Source organism: Rahnella sp. NRRL B-41462, from assembly GCF_003263525.1.
Taxonomy (GTDB): domain Bacteria; phylum Pseudomonadota; class Gammaproteobacteria; order Enterobacterales; family Enterobacteriaceae; genus Rahnella; species Rahnella aceris.
Genome location: NZ_JYDF01000050.1, coordinates 12,649 through 30,153, shown reverse-complemented (window position 1 = coordinate 30,153; position 17,505 = coordinate 12,649). Strand labels below are relative to the sequence as shown.

At 54.0% G+C, this 17,505-nt stretch carries 14 protein-coding genes and 2 pseudogenes; 7 read left to right on the top strand and 9 right to left on the bottom strand.

Annotation, left to right across the window (positions count from 1 at the left end):
• Positions 1 to 249 precede the first annotated feature (249 nt).
• Both UC14_RS27095 and ttcA read left to right on the top strand, forming a co-directional pair.
• Positions 250 to 381: pseudogene (locus UC14_RS27095) on the top strand (site-specific integrase); the annotation flags it as partial.
• A 105-nt stretch (positions 382 to 486) separates the two neighbouring features.
• Positions 487 to 1,422, top strand: coding sequence for a tRNA 2-thiocytidine(32) synthetase TtcA (ttcA, locus tag UC14_RS13270; protein WP_013575381.1), 936 nt, complete (start codon positions 487 to 489; stop codon positions 1,420 to 1,422).
• Positions 1,423 to 1,481: 59 nt separating this feature from the next.
• Here the strand turns inward: ttcA and UC14_RS13265 are convergent, their stop codons facing one another.
• The 3 genes from UC14_RS13265 to UC14_RS13255 form a co-directional block, all read right to left on the bottom strand.
• The gene (locus tag UC14_RS13265; protein WP_041673129.1) at positions 1,482 to 2,159 is read right to left on the bottom strand and encodes a hypothetical protein; all 678 of its coding nucleotides are present in this window, start codon (positions 2,157 to 2,159) and stop codon (positions 1,482 to 1,484) included.
• A 283-nt stretch (positions 2,160 to 2,442) separates the two neighbouring features.
• On the bottom strand, positions 2,443 to 3,426 hold the full coding sequence (gene zntB / locus UC14_RS13260) for a zinc transporter ZntB (protein ID WP_013575379.1): 984 nt from the start codon (positions 3,424 to 3,426) through the stop codon (positions 2,443 to 2,445).
• Positions 3,427 to 3,505: 79 nt separating this feature from the next.
• Entirely contained in the window at positions 3,506 to 4,441 is a 936-nt protein-coding gene (locus UC14_RS13255) for a LysR family transcriptional regulator (RefSeq protein WP_013575378.1), read from the bottom strand.
• A gap of 113 nt (positions 4,442 to 4,554) precedes the next feature.
• Here UC14_RS13255 and UC14_RS13250 point away from each other — a divergent pair, with 113 nt between their 5' ends.
• On the top strand, positions 4,555 to 5,757 hold the full coding sequence (locus tag UC14_RS13250; RefSeq protein WP_112197866.1) for an MFS transporter: 1,203 nt from the start codon (positions 4,555 to 4,557) through the stop codon (positions 5,755 to 5,757).
• Between the two features lie 64 nt (positions 5,758 to 5,821).
• Here the strand turns inward: UC14_RS13250 and UC14_RS13245 are convergent, their stop codons facing one another.
• Both UC14_RS13245 and ycjG read right to left on the bottom strand, forming a co-directional pair.
• Positions 5,822 to 7,456, bottom strand: a complete 1,635-nt coding sequence (locus tag UC14_RS13245; protein ID WP_112197865.1) for an ABC transporter substrate-binding protein — start codon at positions 7,454 to 7,456, stop codon at positions 5,822 to 5,824.
• 145 nt (positions 7,457 to 7,601) lie between these two features.
• Positions 7,602 to 8,579 (bottom strand): L-Ala-D/L-Glu epimerase, encoded by a 978-nt coding sequence (ycjG, locus tag UC14_RS13240; RefSeq protein WP_015689899.1) that lies wholly within the window; start codon positions 8,577 to 8,579, stop codon positions 7,602 to 7,604.
• 136 nt (positions 8,580 to 8,715) lie between these two features.
• Between ycjG and tpx the strand changes: the two genes are divergently transcribed.
• A complete protein-coding gene (gene tpx / locus UC14_RS13235) occupies positions 8,716 to 9,219 on the top strand; it encodes a thiol peroxidase (RefSeq protein WP_015689898.1) in 504 nt (167 codons plus the stop codon).
• Positions 9,220 to 9,295: 76 nt separating this feature from the next.
• Here tpx and tyrR read toward each other — a convergent pair whose 3' ends face one another.
• Entirely contained in the window at positions 9,296 to 10,870 is a 1,575-nt protein-coding gene (gene tyrR, locus UC14_RS13230; RefSeq protein ID WP_015689897.1) for a transcriptional regulator TyrR, read from the bottom strand.
• A gap of 255 nt (positions 10,871 to 11,125) precedes the next feature.
• Here tyrR and xthA point away from each other — a divergent pair, with 255 nt between their 5' ends.
• On the top strand, positions 11,126 to 11,935 hold the full coding sequence (xthA, locus tag UC14_RS13225) for an exodeoxyribonuclease III (RefSeq protein WP_013575372.1): 810 nt from the start codon (positions 11,126 to 11,128) through the stop codon (positions 11,933 to 11,935).
• Positions 11,935 to 12,335 (top strand): annotated as a pseudogene (locus tag UC14_RS13220) (pyrimidine (deoxy)nucleoside triphosphate diphosphatase). The gene xthA and the pseudogene UC14_RS13220 overlap by 1 nt, the downstream one beginning before the upstream one ends.
• A gap of 74 nt (positions 12,336 to 12,409) precedes the next feature.
• Here UC14_RS13220 and UC14_RS13215 read toward each other — a convergent pair.
• The 3 genes from UC14_RS13215 to UC14_RS13205 form a co-directional block, all read right to left on the bottom strand.
• Entirely contained in the window at positions 12,410 to 12,724 is a 315-nt protein-coding gene (locus tag UC14_RS13215) for a DUF1496 domain-containing protein (RefSeq protein WP_013575370.1), read from the bottom strand.
• Entirely contained in the window at positions 12,717 to 14,666 is a 1,950-nt protein-coding gene (locus UC14_RS13210) for a DNA topoisomerase III (protein ID WP_183065299.1), read from the bottom strand. The genes UC14_RS13215 and UC14_RS13210 overlap by 8 nt, the downstream gene beginning before the upstream one ends.
• A 223-nt stretch (positions 14,667 to 14,889) precedes the next feature.
• Complete coding sequence (locus UC14_RS13205; RefSeq protein WP_013575368.1) at positions 14,890 to 15,441, bottom strand: NAD(P)H nitroreductase; 552 nt, start codon at positions 15,439 to 15,441, stop codon at positions 14,890 to 14,892.
• Between the two features lie 179 nt (positions 15,442 to 15,620).
• Here UC14_RS13205 and sppA point away from each other — a divergent pair, with 179 nt between their 5' ends.
• Complete coding sequence (gene sppA / locus UC14_RS13200; RefSeq protein ID WP_013575367.1) at positions 15,621 to 17,474, top strand: signal peptide peptidase SppA; 1,854 nt, start codon at positions 15,621 to 15,623, stop codon at positions 17,472 to 17,474.
• Positions 17,475 to 17,505 lie beyond the last annotated feature (31 nt).

The window sequence follows — 17,505 nt, the reverse complement described above, 5'->3', positions numbered from 1 at the left end:
TTCAGCTTGTTCATTGAGAAACATCTGTATTTGCCCCCGTACCTTCATCACAGGTGTGTCATTCAAGGCACAAAATCCCTTAAACAGCCCCGCTTCCCCTCTGCGGACAGGTAAAATAACCTAAACTGTTGCCTGAAAAATTTGCCGATTATTGGCCGGAGATGACCGAAAATACTCATGAACATCTGAAAGTCTATTTGTCGTTATGACACCGAAAATAAGGGTCGCCTCTTATTCCAGACCTGCAACTCCCTTTCCCCAAGCGGAGCATGCCGGAATGCTGCTATAAAACGCGCTGACATTTCACGGCGTAATCCGTATCATACGCGCCACACGAACGCATGCCGGATGCTGACTGCGGGAACAAACCCGCCTTTTATCATCGGCAGTTGGAGCATGAAAGCGACCCGACCGGTATGCTGAACAAGAAACTCGCGTTGCAGGTTTTCCCCCTGCTGCGCCACCAGACGAATCGAACATCAAAAAATGTCAGATAATCAATTAGTTAATAAAAAAGATCAGTACAACCTCAACAAGCTACAAAAGCGCCTGCGCCGTGACGTTGGGAAAGCAATTGCTGACTTCGGTATGATCGAAGAAGGTGATCGCATTATGGTTTGTCTTTCCGGCGGAAAAGACAGCTACACCATGCTCGAAATTTTGCGCAACCTGCAACAAAGCGCGCCGGTGAATTTTTCACTGGTGGCGGTCAATCTTGACCAGAAACAACCGGGGTTTCCGGCACACATCCTGCCTGAGTATTTAGACGCGCTGGGTGTGGAATATAAGATTGTCACCGAAGACACCTATTCCATCGTCAAAGATAAAATCCCGGAAGGCAAAACGACCTGTTCCCTGTGTTCACGTCTGCGCCGCGGGATTTTGTACCGCACCGCGACGGAACTGGGTTGTACCAAGATTGCCCTCGGCCATCACCGCGATGACATTCTGCAAACCTTGTTCCTCAACATGTTCTACGGCGGCAAGCTGAAAGGAATGCCACCAAAACTGATGAGCGACGACGGTAAACACATCGTGATCCGTCCGCTGGCATACTGCCGCGAGAAAGATATCGAACGTTTTGCGATTGCGCGCGAATACCCGATTATCCCTTGTAACCTGTGCGGCTCGCAGCCAAACCTGCAACGTCAGGTTATCGGCGACATGCTGAAAGACTGGGATAAAAAATATCCTGGCCGCATTGAGACCATGTTCAGCGCGATGCAAAATGTGGTGCCTTCGCATCTCAATGACATGAATCTGTTCGATTTTAAAGGGATCCGTCATGGCGATGCCGTAGTCGACGGTGGAGATCTGGCGTTTGACCGTGAAGATATGCCGATGCAGCCTGTTGGCTGGCAGCCGGATGAAGATGAAGCGGCGGTGCCGGTTGAACGTCTGAACGTGCTGGAAATTAAATAATCTCCCACGCAGCGTTCACTGTGAATCTTATAGCCCGCGCAATGCGGGCTTTTTGTTTATCAGGCTAGTGTGAACGTCTCCGTCCAGTTGTAATTAGTCATGACAAGGTTCACCGGCAAACTCAGCGAGCCAAAGTCTTTCTGCCGGTTTTCATGGAACCAGACACGCAGCGATTCAGGCAGATATTGCGCGCTGTAACGCAGCAAGGTGCTGTGCCAGAAGACTTGCGGGATTTCCGTGTTGGGGAATCGCTCTCTGATCCTGGCTGCCCACGGCGTATTCAGCAGATGCTCAACCAGCGCCTGTCTCACCCGCAAACTTTCCGCGTCCGGAAATCCGGCCAGCAGAAGCTGATCCGGTAAAGCCACCAGCCGCAAATCGCTGATCTGCATAACATGGCCACGGCAATACTGTTCAAAAATGCTGATCAGATCCGCGAGGCCTTCCGCGTCTTCAGGGCGGTCATACAGCGCCTGCGTGATAGCGAAAAAGGTGAAATGCATGCCGTTAACCTGCGCCACATCGGCCAGCGGATCCCCCTGCGCAGCGGTGGCTAAGTCTGCCAGTAACCCCGCCATCCGGGGGCCTGCGCGATGACCGCTGGTGATGGCAAGCCGCGTCGGGTGATAAAAAGGCTCAGTGCGGATTTCGCCCGTGTCGCGGTGGTTTTTCCAGATGCCGGATGTTTTAGTGGTCGTATTTTCATACGCCTGATGAATCATTTCCCGGGTATGCACAGCAATCTCCTGTTATGTCGAAAATAAGGCAGGCAAGCAAAAATGCCTGTACAGGCCTTCCGCAGGGGAGAAACCTTAAAAAAGATTGAGCGAAATCAACATTAGAATGGCTGAATCGGTGCAGTATCTATTCCGCAGGTGAATGCAACGTCAAGCGATGGGCGTTGTGCTCCATATTGTCTTATTTCCAAATTTTTAGAATTAATGCATAGCACAATTTAATTCGAACGACGCCGGTCTTATGACCGGCTTTTTTTTGGCTTTTTTTCAGCCAGTTAATGCTCTACAGCCACCGGCTTTTTTTCATCCACAGTGCGACACCACCGCCCAGCGCCAGCAGACAGGCACAGAAAATCCCGAAACCAAACGGCGAGGTATTGCCGGGAATACCGCCCAGATTGACACCAAACAGACCGGTCAGGAACGTCGCAGGCAGGAAGACCATCGCCAGCAGCGACATGGTGTAAGTGCGGCGGTTCAGTGAATCGGCCAACAGTGAGCTGATTTCATCCGAGAGCACGGCAGTACGCGCAATGCTGGCATCCAGATCATCCAGTCCGCGCCCCAGCCGATCGGAAATTTCCTGCATCAGACGTCGGTCATCGTCATTCATCCACGGCAGGCGTTCACTGGCAAGGCGGGAGAACACATCGCGCTGCGGCGCCATATAGCGACGTAAAACGATAAGCTGTTTGCGCAGCAACGCCATCGCACCCCGCTCCGGCACCTGCTGCTCCATCAAATCATCTTCAATATCGATAATTTTATCGTGCAGATCTTCAATGAAATTACTGGTGTGATCGGTCAGCGCATCGCAAATTTCCACCAGCCAGCGCCCGGTATTCCGCGGCCCGCTGCCTTGCTTCATATCCCCGATCATCTCTTCCATGGAAAACACTTTCCGGTGCCGCGTGGAGACAATCATTTTATCGGTGAGGTAGACGCGGATGGTGACCAGCTGATCGGGCCGCGCATCCGCATTAAGATTGATGCTGCGCAAGGTGATCAGCGTGCCCTCGCCTACGCGCATAACTTTCGGGCGGACGCTGTCCCCGGCCAGTGCCTCGCGCACGGTATCCGGCAACACCGGCGTGCTGTTGATCCACTGTTCGCTGGCAGGAAGCGTGTAATCAAGATGCAACCAGCAGGGTTTATCTTCACTGGCGACACATAGCGGACTGATATCGTTCACGCCGCCCTGTCCGTCCATCTGGAAAGCATAAACGGCATCTGAAACCTGTAGTTCTTTTCCCTTGATGACTTCCACGACATTCCTCGCTTTTTCTTCGTTATCTGTTTTAAGTTTAGCGCTAAGTCTCTCAGTTTCGCGACATAACCGAGTGTTTCTACCCGCCGGGTGTCTGCATTTCGGCCAGTTCAGGCATCACGCCGCGCATCATTTCGAGGAATTTGCGCAGGCGCGCCGGATAATAACTGGAATACGGATAGACCAGATAAACCGGCAGCGGCAAGGCGTTCCAGCCGGGTAATACGCGCTGTAAACGTCCTTCGGCGATGTCTTCTTTGACGATCCACGCAGACACAATGCCCGCCCCTAATCCCGACAACGCGGCCTTACGCATGGCGTATAAACTGTCAGTCGCCATACGCGGCGCAATGTTGCAACTTTCCATTCTGCCGTCATTGTCATGTTTTAGCGTAAATTCGTTGCGGTAATACGTGCTGAAAGAAATCCAGGGTAATTTTGCCAGTTCGCTGACCCGGGTAACCGGATGCTGCCGCAGCAGTTCCGGCGTCGCCACCACAATACGTGGCACCTCGGCCAGCAAAATGGCCACCATCGACGGATCGGCAACATTCCCCACCTGAATGGCGCAGTCAATATCTTCAGAAATGAAGTCCGGCGTGCGGTCATTCAGCATCCAGTCGACGGAAAGATTCGGGTATCGCTGTAAATAACGGGTCAGCGGCGCGATCAGCTGGTCCTGTCCGAACGCATGCGGCGCACGCACCCGCAGGGTCCCCACCGGTTCATCACCCGCCCCGCTTAGTTGATCTTCCAGCGAGACCCAGCGTTCGAGTAATAATTTTGCCTGCTCATAACACCGCTGGCCGTCGTCGGTGAGCTTCATCGCGTGGGTGGTGCGCAGGATAAGTTTCGCGCCCAGCAGGCGCTCGAGTGACTGCAAACGGCGACTGACGGTCGGCTGGCTGGTGCTCAGTTGCGCCGCAGCCGCAGACAAACTGCCGCTTTCCACAATACGCACAAAAGTTTGCATCAGGTCGATACGGTCAATACCGCTGGTGACGGGTGTATTCATACGCCTCACGTATAACAGTTTTACCTTTCTGCAGGCTACCACTTATAACCATTCGGGTGAAGAATGCATTCCACGCACTTACGGCTACAAACTTATTATTCAGGGGTCACGTTATGTCAGAACTTACCAGCACATCCCATGTTGAGGGATCCGCCCTGTCGGGCAAAATCATTTTTACACTGGCCGCCGGTGCGGGGTTAAGCGTCGCCTCGATTTACTACAGCCAGCCGATGCTCGGCATTATGGGCGGTAATCTGCAAGCCAGCACCACGTCCGTCGGTCTGATTCCGACGCTCACACAGGCCGGTTACGCATTGGGAATTCTGTTTCTCATTCCGCTGGGTGACCGCCATGACCGCCGCACCATTATTCTGCTGAAAAGCATTTTACTGGCCGCTGCGTTGTTGCTGTGTGGTTTTGTGCCAGGCATTCACGGTTTGCTGGTCGCCAGCCTGATCACCGGTATCGGTGCCACCATGGCGCAGGATATCGTGCCCGCCTCGGCGCATCTGGCGCCAGCCGCACAACGGGGGAAAACGGTCGGCACGGTGATGACCGGTCTTCTGGTCGGGATTTTGCTTTCCCGCGTACTCAGTGGTTTTGTGGCCGAATATTTTGGCTGGCGGGTGATGTATCAGCTGGCGGCGCTGAGCGTCGCGCTGATTGGCGTTGCGCTCTGGCGGGTATTGCCGCGTTTCAAACCGGATACGCGTATCAGTTATGCCGGTCTGCTGCACTCGATGTTTGGCTTGTGGAAAAACTATAAAACACTGCGTCATGCCGCACTGGCTCAGGGTTTGCTGTCCGTCGCGTTCAGTGCCTTCTGGTCAACGCTGGCGATTATGCTTAACGAACAGTTCCATCTGGGCAGCGCAGTGGCCGGGGCATTTGGTCTGGCGGGTGCAGCAGGGGCATTAGCTGCGCCGCTGGCCGGTGCGTTAGCCGATAAGAAAGGCCCGGCGCGGGTCACGCAAATGGGTTCAGCACTGGTGATGATTTCTTTTGCGGCGATGTTCCTGTTACCGCTGTTGTCATCGCACGCTCAGCTGGCGCTGATTGTGCTGAGCGCCATCGGTTTTGACTTAGGTATTCAGGCCACGCTGGTGGCACATCAGACGCTGGTGTATGGCCTTGAACCAGCGGCACGCAGCAGACTGAATGCCCTGCTGTTCACCGTGGTGTTTATCGGCATGTCAGCCGGTGCGGCGCTCGGCAGTAAAGCGCTGGCAACCGGTGGCTGGACGGGTGTGGTGGCGCTGGCAACGATTGCGGCCGGTGCGGCACTCTTGCTACGTCTGTTCAGCCGTAAAAACTGAAAGATGAGGTAAAAGAAAAGCGCCCGCAGCTATTCACTGCGGGCGCTTTTTTACGTCAGAAATATCAATGTCTGAGGATGTACATTTCCTGACTGTAAGCCACATCTTCCGGGTTATTAATCGGATAGCCTTTCACCCAGGGTTTGATCAGTCGGCCATTGGTGTACTGATAAATCGGCGCAATGGGGGCCTGCCCGGTAATAATCTGCTCGGCTTTGTTGTAGTCATTATTGCGGCGCGCTTCGCTGGTTTCACGGCTGGCGTCACTGATGACTTTATCGTATTCCGCATTGCTGAATTTGCTGATGTTGCCGTTATGTGTGGACGTCAGCAGCGACAGAAACGTCGAGGCTTCGTTGTAATCGCCGACCCAGGACGCGCGGATCACATCGAAATTACCGGTGTTGCGGCTGTCGATGTACGTTTTCCATTCCTGATTCACCAGTTTCACATCGGCACCCAGCGTCTTTTTCCACATCGATGCCACTGCGATGGCAATCTTCTGATGGCTTTCCGAGGTGTTGTACAGCAGCGTCAGATGCAGCGGTTTTGACGGGCCGTAACCGGCCGCCGCCAGCAGGCTTTTCGCCTGTGCGTTCAGTTCTTCCTGTGAATATTGCTGCAGCTCACTTTCAACCGGTTTGAAGCCGTTGGTCACATCCGGCGTAAAGCGCCACGCCGGTTTTTCGCCCGTGCCCAGCACTTTTTCAGCAATAATTTTACGGTCAATGCTCAGTGAAAGCGCCTGACGCACCCGGACGTCGTCGGTCGGCGCACGGCGGGTATTGAAGGCGTAATAATAAGTGCCGAGCTGATACGGCGTGTAAACCTGCCCCGGCAAATCGTGCAGCAATTTTTTGTACTGGTCTTTCGGGAAGGACTCGGTGATGTCGATATCATTGGCCAGATAACGTTTCGTGGCGTTGGATTCTTTGTTGATCGGCACGAAGGTGACTTTCGTCAGCACCGTGCGGGCATGATCCCAGTAATACGGGTTCGGTTCCAGCACCAGCTTTTCATTGACCACGCGGTCTTTCAGCACATACGCGCCGTTACCCACCAGATTGCCCGGTTTAGTCCATTCATCACCGTATTTTTCAACAGTGGCTTTATGCACCGGGAACAGGCTGAAATTCGCCAGCAGACTGACGAAATAAGGCACCGGTTTATCCAGAGTAACGCGTAAAAGCGTCGGGCTGACGGCGGTCACACCCAGTTTATCCACCGGCATTTTCCCGGCGATAATCGCATCCGCATTAGCAATGCCGGCCAGCCCGGCAAACCACGCGCCGGATGATGACCCTTTCGGATCCACCAGACGCTGCCAGCTATAGACAAAATCCTGTGCGGTCACCGGATCGCCGTTCGACCATTTGGCGTCTTTGCGTAAAGTGAACAGGAATACCTGATTGTTCTGGTTTTGCCAGCTTTCCGCCACGCCCGGAATATTTTTCCCGGTGGCGTCCTGATTCACCAGCCCTTCGAATAAATCACGCGCCACCTGCGCTTCCGGCAGACCGACAACTTTTGCCGGATCCAGTGAGGCGGGTTCGTCTTTAATGTGACGGACAATTTCCTGTTTTGTCGCGAGCGGGGAACCGGCAGGAACCTGAGCGGCGATAGCCTGACTGGCAGTCAGCGCCGCCAGCACAGCGCATGCGGAATACGATAAAAGCGGAAATGGATTTCCCTGCAGCATAAATTCTCCTGAACTGACAAAGGGCTACGCCCTGAAACATTCACGAGTTTTATCATTACCGGTAATAATTCCCTATAAGAAATCATTACAGATTTGCCTTCGCGCACAAAACCGCCGGGTTTGGTGAATAAAAAGCCGGGCGAAGTCAGTCCGAACCGGCAACGTCAATGCCACCGCAGTGAAATTTCATGGCCGGTTCGACGTCCTGAGCCAGCCAGGTCGGGCCATCAAGGTCAATAAACTTAGCCCCCGCCGTCAGCGGTAATGCTGCGCGAACCGCCCGTGACGTGCACAACATGCAGCCGAGCATAATCTCAAAACCCTGTTCACGCGCGGCTTCTGCCAGCACCAGTGCACCGGTGAGTCCACCGGTTTTATCCAGTTTAATGTTCACCATGTCATAGCGGTTTTTCAGCGCCGGTAAGCCTTCAACCGTATGACAGCTTTCGTCAGCGCAAATCGGCAGCGGGTGGATAAAGTTTTCCAGTACCGAATCCTCACCGGCAGGCAGCGGCTGTTCAAGCATCAGAATGCCGAGGTCAGCCAGCAACTGACAGCGAGCCGCCAGCCCGTCGCTTTGCCAGGCTTCATTGGCATCGATAATCAGCGAGGCGTTCGGCACGGCGGCACGCACCGCCACCAGCCGTTCGGCAATCAGGCGGTCATCAAGTTTGATTTTCAGCAGAGTCGCCCCCTTTTGCTGCAAGGCCAGCGCCGCTTCCGCCATCGCTTCCGGCGAACCGATACTTACTGTCTGCGCCATGCTGATGGAAGGCAGCGGTTCAGTGCCGGTCAGTTGCCATAAATTCAGGCCACTGGTCTGGGATTCAAGGTTCCACAGCGCACAGTCCAGCGCATTGCGGGCGGCGCCTGCCGGAAGTATCTGTTGCAATTTTTCGCGGCTGGCACCCTGTTCTATAGCGGTAACGACGCTGGCGATTTGTGCCATTACCGAGGTTTCGCTCTCGTCATAACGCGGATACGGCGTGCATTCCCCGACGCCGCGAATGCCGTTTTCTTCTATTTCGACCACCACCACCCGCGCTTCAGTGCGGCTGCCACGGGAGATCACAAACGGCGTATGTAACGGCCAGGCTTCAGGATAAAAGCGAACACTTCTCATAGCGTCTCCAATAGTGAAATGCGCCCTGCGGGATACAATCAATACATACAACTTATTAACAAATAATCTATATCCAACATAGCATTGTTCCCCTAAACTGAAAGCCGTTTGACTCAAATGGAAATAGGAAATAATCATGACCCAGACAGTACACTTTCAAAGCAACCCGGTTAGCGTTGCAGGCAAAATCCCTCAGAAAGGCGATGTTGCTAAGCCTTTCACCCTGGTCGCTAAAGATCTTGCTGATGTCAGCCTGAGCAGCTTCGCGGGCAAACGTAAAGTCCTGAACATTTTCCCAAGCATCGATACCGGCGTTTGCGCCACGTCCGTCCGCAAATTCAACCAACTGGCGGCTGACATCGACAACACTGTGGTGCTGTGCATTTCTGCTGATCTGCCCTTCGCACAGTCCCGTTTCTGCGGCGCGGAAGGCCTGTCCAACGTGATTACCCTGTCCACCCTGCGTGGCGGTGATTTCAAATCCGAATACGGCGTGGGCATTACCGATGGCGCATTGTCCGGTCTGACTGCCCGTGCGGTTGTGGTGCTGGATGGTCAGGATAACGTGTTGTACAGCGAGCTGGTGAATGAAATCACCACTGAGCCTGACTATGAATCTGCGCTGGCTGTGCTGAAATAATCACTTCTTAGCAGATAAAAAAAAGCAACGGCGTAATCCGTTGCTTTTTTATTGTGCATAATTTCTGAACCGGGAATTACTCGTCGCTGTCGCCCGTTTCGCCACGACGACTGCTGAGGCCGTATTCGCGCAGTTTGTTAGCAATAGCCGTGTGTGAGACGCCCAGACGTTTCGCCAGTTTACGCGTGCTCGGATAAGTGCGGTAAAGCCGGGTCAGCACGGAGCGTTCGAAACGTTTGCTGATGTCGTCAAGCGAACCGTTCAGTGCTTCCTCACCTATCGTCACTTCAGCGTCAAAGTCCGGCAGAACGATGTCCTGCGGGCGTAGCTCTCCGCCTTCCAGTTGCGTCAGCGCACGATAAATGGCATTTTTCAACTGGCGGACGTTGCCCGGCCAGCCGTAGTGCGTCAGGTAATTCGCCAGCTGTGAAGACAGTTTCGGACGCGGCATCCCCTGTTCATCCGAGAAACGCGCCACGAACAGTTCAGTCAGCGGCATCACATCCGCAGGACGGTCGCGCAGTGGTGGCAGTGTCAGGCTCAGCACGTTCAGGCGGTAATACAGATCCTCACGGAACTCGCCGCGCTGCACCAGTTCCACCAGGTTTTTCTGAGTGGCGCACATCACGCGGACATCCACTTTCACTTCGTGCTCTTCACCCACGCGACGGAACGTACCGTCATTGAGGAAGCGCAGCAGTTTGATCTGCATTCTCGGCGACATTTCACCGATCTCATCGAGCAGCACGGAGCCGCCGTTAGCCTGTTCAAAGAAGCCTTTTTTGCCTTCCAGCGCATTCGGATAAGCGCCTGCCGCGTAGCCAAACAGCTCACTTTCTACGACGTCATCCGGCAGCGACGCACAGTTCAGACCGAGGAAAGGTTTTTTGCCGCGTGCACTGCGCAGATGGCAGGCATGCGCCAGTAAATCTTTACCGGTGCCGGTATCACCGACAATCAGCAGCGGCGCATCCAGCATGGCAAGTTTACGCGCCTGATCCAAAACGTGACGCATTTTGGTGCTGACTGCGACGATGTGGTCAAACTCACTGTCATCGTTAACAGTCAGATCCTGCAACTGACGTCCCATGCGGGCAGCCGATTTGAGCATGACGACAGCGCCGGCAATTCCGCCTTTTTCGTCTTCGTCATCCACATGTATTGGCGTGAGATCCATCAGGAAATCCTGGCTGCGGATCACAATACGTTCGGTGTGTGGCTGGGCATTTTCGCTTTCCAGCCAGCGCGTGACGTTGTAACCGGTGATCAGATTCGCTGCTGTCACATTGCGGATTTTGTCTTCATCAAGTTCAAACAATGCCATCGCCGACGGATTGGCCTGCTCGACCTTGCCTTTCATATCAATGGAAAAAACCGGTTCCGGCATGGAAACCAGTAAAGCGCGTAACGCACGATGCTCCCGTTCGGAAGGCATGAACGACACGGTACGGACGTCCGTCACGCCGTCGATGCGGCGGATTTCAGCCATCAGGGCGCGAAAAGTATCAAAATCCAGTTGGGAAAAATTCAGGTAAATACGGCCAATCGAGGCAATCTCGATACCGCGTAAATCAATACTGCGTAAAACCAGTAAATCGAGGAGTTCACGGGTGAGACCCAGGCGGTCTTCGCAAAAAACTTCCAGACGCATCAGTGTTGACCTTTTTCTGCCGGTGCGGAAATCGCTGCAGGCATAATACTCTTTCATGTACACCGGAAGAAGAGACTGTCACGAAAAGTTGACAAAATAATTCGCTGAATGACATCTGACTGCCATGATGATCGGGTAAGGATTTTGCTTTCATAGTGATTTCTGCTGACAGCATCCGGCACATGTTGGTTTCGCCATCCCGCCTTTTTCTGCTACTATCGCCCTTCTGATTTCATCGCCAAATGGTTCCCGACTATGAAGTTCGTCTCCTTTAATATCAATGGATTGCGCGCACGTCCACATCAGCTTGCGGCAATAATCGAACAGCACCAGCCTGACGTTATTGGTTTACAAGAAACCAAGGTGCATGACGATATGTTCCCGCTGGAAGAAGTCAGCCAGCACGGGTATCACGTGTTTTATCACGGGCAAAAAGGCCATTACGGCGTTGCCATGCTGACCAAGCAAGAACCCGTCGCTGTACGCCGTGGTTTCCCCGGTGATGATGAAGAATCTCAGCGCCGCATCATCATGACCGATATCGAAACGCCACAAGGCATTCTGACGGTCATCAACGGTTACTTCCCGCAGGGTGAAAGCCGCGACCATCCGACTAAATTCCCGGCAAAAGAGAAGTTTTACCGTGATTTGCAGGATTACCTGACCACCAGTTTGTCGGTGAACAATCCGGTCGTGGTGATGGGCGATGTGAATATCAGCCCGACCGATCTGGACATTGGTATCGGCGAAGACAGTCGCAAACGCTGGCTGCGCACCGGTAAATGTTCGTTTCTGCCGGAAGAACGTGAGTGGATGGATCGCCTGAAAGGTTGGGGTCTGATCGACACCTTCCGTGCCGCCAACCCCGACACCGCTGATAAATTCTCGTGGTTTGATTACCGCTCACGCGGCTTTGATGAAAACCGTGGTCTGCGTATTGATCTGATCATGGCGAGCACGCCGCTGGCCGCGCGTTGTATCGCCACCGGGATTGATTACGATATCCGCGGGATGGAAAGGCCGTCTGACCATGCGCCAATCTGGGCGACGTTCGACCTGAAGTAATGACCATGAAAACGATTGATGTGGTCGCGCCCTGATTGAGCGCGAGGGCAAATTGCTGCTTGCCCGTCGGGATGCGTCCGGCGATCAGGCCGGTTTGTGGGAATTTCCCGGCGGCAAAGTCGAAGCCGGGGAAAGCCAGCCTGCTGCATTAGTGCGCGAGTTGCAGGAAGAAATGGGCATCACTGCCACGGTGGAAAATTTCATCGCTACCAGCGTTGTGCAACAGTCTGAACGGTTAATTCGTTTGCATGGCTGGCGGGTCAGCGGGTTTACCGGCGAGATTAGGTTACAGTGTCACTCTGAAATCTGTTGGGTAACGCCGGATGAGGTGCTGTCGTTTGAACTGGCACCGGCGGATATCCCGCTGGCACAAGCTTATCTGGCAAAATTTGCCGGTTAGCGATCATGGCAAATAAAAAGGCGCGGACTGTTGCCAGTTTCGCGCCTTTTTTGTCTGAACATTTTAAGAAAGCGTTATTTCTTCAACACTTGCCATTTGAGTTCGTTGGTGCCCACCACATTCGGATCACGGGAACACTGCAGGACCACGCTGTCTGCCGTGACAACGGCCCCCTCGCTGTAACTCTGGTTGTTGTAGATACAGCAATTGTGGCAGGTTGGCGCGCTGTTATTGTTGTTGCCGCTGTTCTGCCAGATTTGCGGCGGCAATGGCACAACGACATCCGTACCGTTGCCGATATTGCTGCGGTTCGCCATCGCCGGTGCAGCCAGCAACGCGGAACTGATCAGCGCTGCCATCAGAACTTTACGGATAAAAACATTATTCATCACTGTTTGCTTCCTTCCCTTTGGTACTCGCTTTGCGGCGTTTAGGGGCGCTTTTGCCTTTCGCCACAGCGCCCGCCGGTTTGGAAGGCAGACTGCGGAATGCCGAAGACACCCGGTTCGTTTTGGCCTGCATGATGAGATTCTGCAACGTCGCGACCAGCGGTTGCATGAAATCCTGATAACGGCAGCTCTTTTCACTGATACGCGTCAGCGTGGATTCCCAGTCAGCGGTCATATCCGGACGGGCGGCGATGTCCGGCAGCGAGTGGATCAGCGCGCGGCCGGTATCGCTGGAATGAATATAGCGCCCTTTCTTATACAAAAATTCGCGGCGGAACAGCAGCTCGATAATCCCGGCACGCGTTGCTTCCGTACCTAATCCATCTGTCGCACGCAGGATTTTTTTCAGTTCTTTATCCTGCACAAAACGCGCAATCCCGGTCATGGCGGAAAGCAATGTAGCATCGGTAAAAGGCCGCGGCGGCTGGGTCTGGCGTTCAACCACTTCTCCGCGCTCGCACAACAGTTCGTCACCTTTGGCCACCACCGGCAGTGGCGTGCCTTCGTTTTCCTCGTCGCGTTCTTTACTGCCCAGCAACGTGCGCCAGCCCGCCTCGGCCAGAAAACGCGCTTTGGCGATAAATTTACCGCCCGCGATATCCAGGTCGATAACACATTTGCGGTAAACCGCATCCGGGCAGAACTGCATCAGATACTGGCGCGCCACCAGGCCGTAAATTTTGCGTTCGTCATCCGTCAGATTGACGTTACTGCTGCGCGCCGTCGGGATAATCGCATGGTGCGCATCAACCTTTTTGTCATCCCAGCAACGGTTACGTAAATCGGTATCCACTGCCGGTTGTGGCATCAGGTCAGGCCGGTGAACGCCAATGGCATTCAGCACGGCATGACGCCCGGCAAAATGCTCCTCTGGCAGGTATCGGCTATCCGAACGCGGATACGTAATCAATTTGTGCGTTTCGTACAATTTCTGGCAGATATCAAGAATTTGCTGAGCACTCAGCCCAAAGGCTTTCGAGCCTTCAATCTGCAATGTGGAGAGTGAAAACGGCAGCGGCGCAATATCATTCTCACGCTTGTCATTATAGCCGGTGACCATCGCCGGTTGTCCGGCAATACGCGCCACGACATGATCGGCCAGCGGACGGTGCAGCAATCGCCCTTCTTCATCCTGATACGGCTCGCAGGAATCACTGGGCTGCCACAGCGCGACAAAGCGCTCTTCGGCAGGCGTGACGATATGCGCTTTTACTTCAAAGAAATCTTTCGGCACGAAGTTTTCGATATCTTCATCGCGACGGACCACCAGTCCGAGAACCGGGGTCTGTACGCGTCCGACGGAGAGCACGCCGTTGTAACCGGCGTTGCGCCCCAGAATGGTGTAGGCGCGGGTCATATTGATGCCGTAAAGCCAGTCGGCACGGGCGCGGGCCAGCGCGGAAACACACAGCGGAATAAAGTCACGGTTGTCGCGCAGCCGCTCAATAGCGCGTTCGACGGCCTGCGGGTTGAGATCGTTAATCAGGCAGCGCTGGGTCGCGTGACGTTTTTCCGGCGTCAGTTCGAGATAATCCAGCACTTCATCCACCAGCAACTGCCCTTCGCGATCCGGGTCACCGGCGTGGACAACCTGCGAGGCCTCGAGCAATAAGCGTTTAATCACGTTGAGTTGTTTGGCGACGGAAGAACGCGGCTGAAGCTGCCACTTTTCAGGAATGATCGGCAAATCGGCGAGCGACCAGCGCGCAAAGCGGCTGTCGTAGGCATCGGGCTGCGCCTGTTCGAGTAAGTGGCCGACGCACCAGGTCACCACCTGATCGTTGCCACAGGCAATATAACCATCGCCCCGGCGATGAGGTTTCGGCAGGACATCCGCAATCGCGCGGGCAAGGCTGGGTTTTTCGGCAATGAACAGACGCATCAACAGGCACCTGTTTGCGGTGTAATCGCGACAAAGATTTCCATTATCCCACCCTTCATTTCACTACGTCCTCATCATGCAGAGTGGCTATGTTAGCCGCTGACGGCGTAATTAGTAAGATGGTTACAAGGATCCGCGACGGCGGTCGCTCATTTAGGCAGCAAAAAACCGGTTTAATCGGAAAAGGCCGATCAAAACCGGTTAATAAGCGAGCGGTCTGATTTTACAAATGCGTGACGAATGGCGTGCTGTCGGCCGGGATCACCTGCAAACTGGCTTTCAGTTGCGGTGTACCGAGATACAGGAAACCGACGATTTTATCGTTTTCACCACATTTGAATGCCTTGCGTACGTCCGGATGATCAGTCCACGCGCCGGTACGCCAGATGCCGTTAAAACCCTGCGCCAGTGCAGCCATCTGCATGGCATGAACCGCACAACCGGCGGAAAGCAACTGTTCCCATTGCGGTACTTTAGGACTTTCTTTGCACACGGCAATCACGGTAATAATTTGCGGTGCGCGCAATGGCGCCTGCGTGGCTTTCTCAATGGCTTTTTCATCCGCGCCGTCTTTTATGGCGGCCGCGCGCAGCACCTCACTGAAACGGGTCAGGCCGTCGTTTTCAGCAATGACAAAACGCCAGGGTTGCAGGGCACCGTGATCCGGGGCGCGCATACCCGCATGGATGATGTTTTGCAGCGCTTCACCGGCCGGTGCCGGTGCAGCCAGGCGGGAAGCAGAACGGCGGTTAAGTAATAAGTCCAAAGCGTCCATGATATTCTCCTGAGAATAATTGCTATTTGAATTACGTTAACATAATCGTAACGCCTTTTTCCAACGGTCAACTGGCTTTCAGATAATGCATCACTGCCAAACTCTGACATGATTTAAAGCTGACATTTTTCTGGCGGGTCATTAGGATAGCGGGACTTATCTGTCTTGTTGGAGAGACCATGCGCACATTGTGGCGAATTATCGCCGGTTTTTTTAAGTGGACCTGGCGTCTTCTTAATTTCGTCAGAGAATTCATTCTCAACGTATTCCTTATTCTCATTATTCTGGCTGGTGTTGGCATCTGGTATGCCGTGCAGGACAAGCCTGTCGAAACGACCCAAGGTGCACTGCTGGTTGATCTCAGCGGCTCAGTGGTCGACAAGCCTTCCGTCAATAATAAAGTCCGTCAGTGGGGCCGCGAATTGCTGGGCACGTCGAGCAGCCGCTTGCAGGAGAACTCGCTGTTTGATCTCGTCGAGACCATCCGCTCCGCTAAAGACGACAAAAACGTTACCGGGATTGTGTTACAGCTGACCGATTTCACCGGCACCGACCAGTCTTCACTGCAGTACATCGGTAAAGCGCTGCGTGAATTCCGCGATGCAGGCAAACCGGTTTACGCCATCGGCGACAGCTATAACCAGTCACAATATTATCTGGCCAGTTACGCCAACAAAATCTATCTGTCGCCGCAGGGCGCGGTCGATCTTCACGGTTTTGCCACTAACAATCTGTATTACAAATCCCTGCTGGATAAGCTGAAAGTCACCACCAATATCTTCCGCGTCGGAACCTATAAATCTGCCGTTGAGCCATTGATCCGTGATGATATGTCTCCTGACGCCCGTGAGGCAGACAGCCGCTGGATTGGCGGATTGTGGACCAACTATCTCAATACCGTGTCAGCCAACCGTCAGATCACGCCCGAACAACTGTTCCCGGGTGCGGCGGGCGTGCTGGCGGGTATGCAGGCAACCGGCGGTGATATGGCGCAATATGCGCTGAAAGCCAAGCTGGTTGATGCACTGGCGTCACGCACCGAAGCCGACAACGAGATGGTGAAAGCCTTTGGCTGGAACAAAGACACCAAAGACTTTAATTACACCAGCATTTACGATTATTCGCCGAAGCCAAAACCGGACAACAACGATCCGCAAATCGCGGTGATCTTTGCCACCGGTGCAATTAACGACGGTGAAGAACAACCGGGCGCAGTCGGTGGCGACACCACGGCACAGCAAATTCGTGATGCCCGTCTGGATCCGAAAGTGAAAGCGATTGTCTTGCGCGTTAACAGCCCGGGCGGCAGCGTCAGCGCTTCTGAAGTGATCCGTTCCGAACTCGCGGCTGCGAAAGCCGCAGGTAAACCGGTTGTGGTTTCAATGGGCGGTATGGCGGCATCCGGCGGTTACTGGATTTCAACACCAGCCAACTACATCATCGCCAGCCCGAGCACTCTCACCGGCTCCATCGGTATCTTTGGTGTAATCAACACGTACCAGAACACGCTCGATTACGCGGGTGTGCATACTGACGGCGTGGCAACGTCACCGCTGGCGGATATCGCTTCCACCAAAGCGCTGCCGCCGGAGTTCTCGCAGATGATGCAACTCAATATCGAGAACGGTTATAAAACCTTCCTCGGTCTGGTTGCCGATTCACGCCACAAAACGCCTGAGCAGATCGACCAGATCGCCCAGGGCCACGTGTGGATCGGTTCAGATGCCAAAGCCAATGGCCTGGTTGATGAGCTGGGTGATTTCGATGACGCCGTGAAGAAAGCCGCTGAACTGGCCAAACTGCCAAAATGGCAACTGAACTGGTATGTCAGTGAGCCAAGCCTGAGCGACCTGGTATTCTCGCAGGTCAGCGCATCGGTTCACGCTATGTTACCGGCGGCAATCCAGGCGTATCTGCCTGCGCCGGTGAGCAAAATGGCCATGGCGCTGAAATCACAGGCTGACCTGTTCAGCAACATGAACGATCCGCAGAACCGTTACGCACTCTGCCTGACCTGTGGTGATGTGAAGTAACGTTCCGTTTTGGGATAATGTGGGATAAAGA

Bases quoted from the DNA above. Each gene is read 5' to 3' on its own strand.
- UC14_RS13245 (WP_112197865.1), bottom strand. From the start codon at position 7,456: ATGCTGCAGGGAAATCCATTTCCGCTTTTATCGTATTCCGCATGCGCT.
- UC14_RS13250 (WP_112197866.1), top strand. From the start codon at position 4,555: ATGTCAGAACTTACCAGCACATCCCATGTTGAGGGATCCGCCCTGTCG.
- ttcA (WP_013575381.1), top strand. From the start codon at position 487: ATGTCAGATAATCAATTAGTTAATAAAAAAGATCAGTACAACCTCAAC.
- ycjG (WP_015689899.1), bottom strand. From the start codon at position 8,579: ATGAGAAGTGTTCGCTTTTATCCTGAAGCCTGGCCGTTACATACGCCG.
- UC14_RS13255 (WP_013575378.1), bottom strand. From the start codon at position 4,441: ATGAATACACCCGTCACCAGCGGTATTGACCGTATCGACCTGATGCAA.
- tpx (WP_015689898.1), top strand. From the start codon at position 8,716: ATGACCCAGACAGTACACTTTCAAAGCAACCCGGTTAGCGTTGCAGGC.
- xthA (WP_013575372.1), top strand. From the start codon at position 11,126: ATGAAGTTCGTCTCCTTTAATATCAATGGATTGCGCGCACGTCCACAT.
- tyrR (WP_015689897.1), bottom strand. From the start codon at position 10,870: ATGCGTCTGGAAGTTTTTTGCGAAGACCGCCTGGGTCTCACCCGTGAA.
- UC14_RS13205 (WP_013575368.1), bottom strand. From the start codon at position 15,441: ATGGACGCTTTGGACTTATTACTTAACCGCCGTTCTGCTTCCCGCCTG.
- UC14_RS13215 (WP_013575370.1), bottom strand. From the start codon at position 12,724: ATGAATAATGTTTTTATCCGTAAAGTTCTGATGGCAGCGCTGATCAGT.
- UC14_RS13210 (WP_183065299.1), bottom strand. From the start codon at position 14,666: ATGCGTCTGTTCATTGCCGAAAAACCCAGCCTTGCCCGCGCGATTGCG.
- sppA (WP_013575367.1), top strand. From the start codon at position 15,621: ATGCGCACATTGTGGCGAATTATCGCCGGTTTTTTTAAGTGGACCTGG.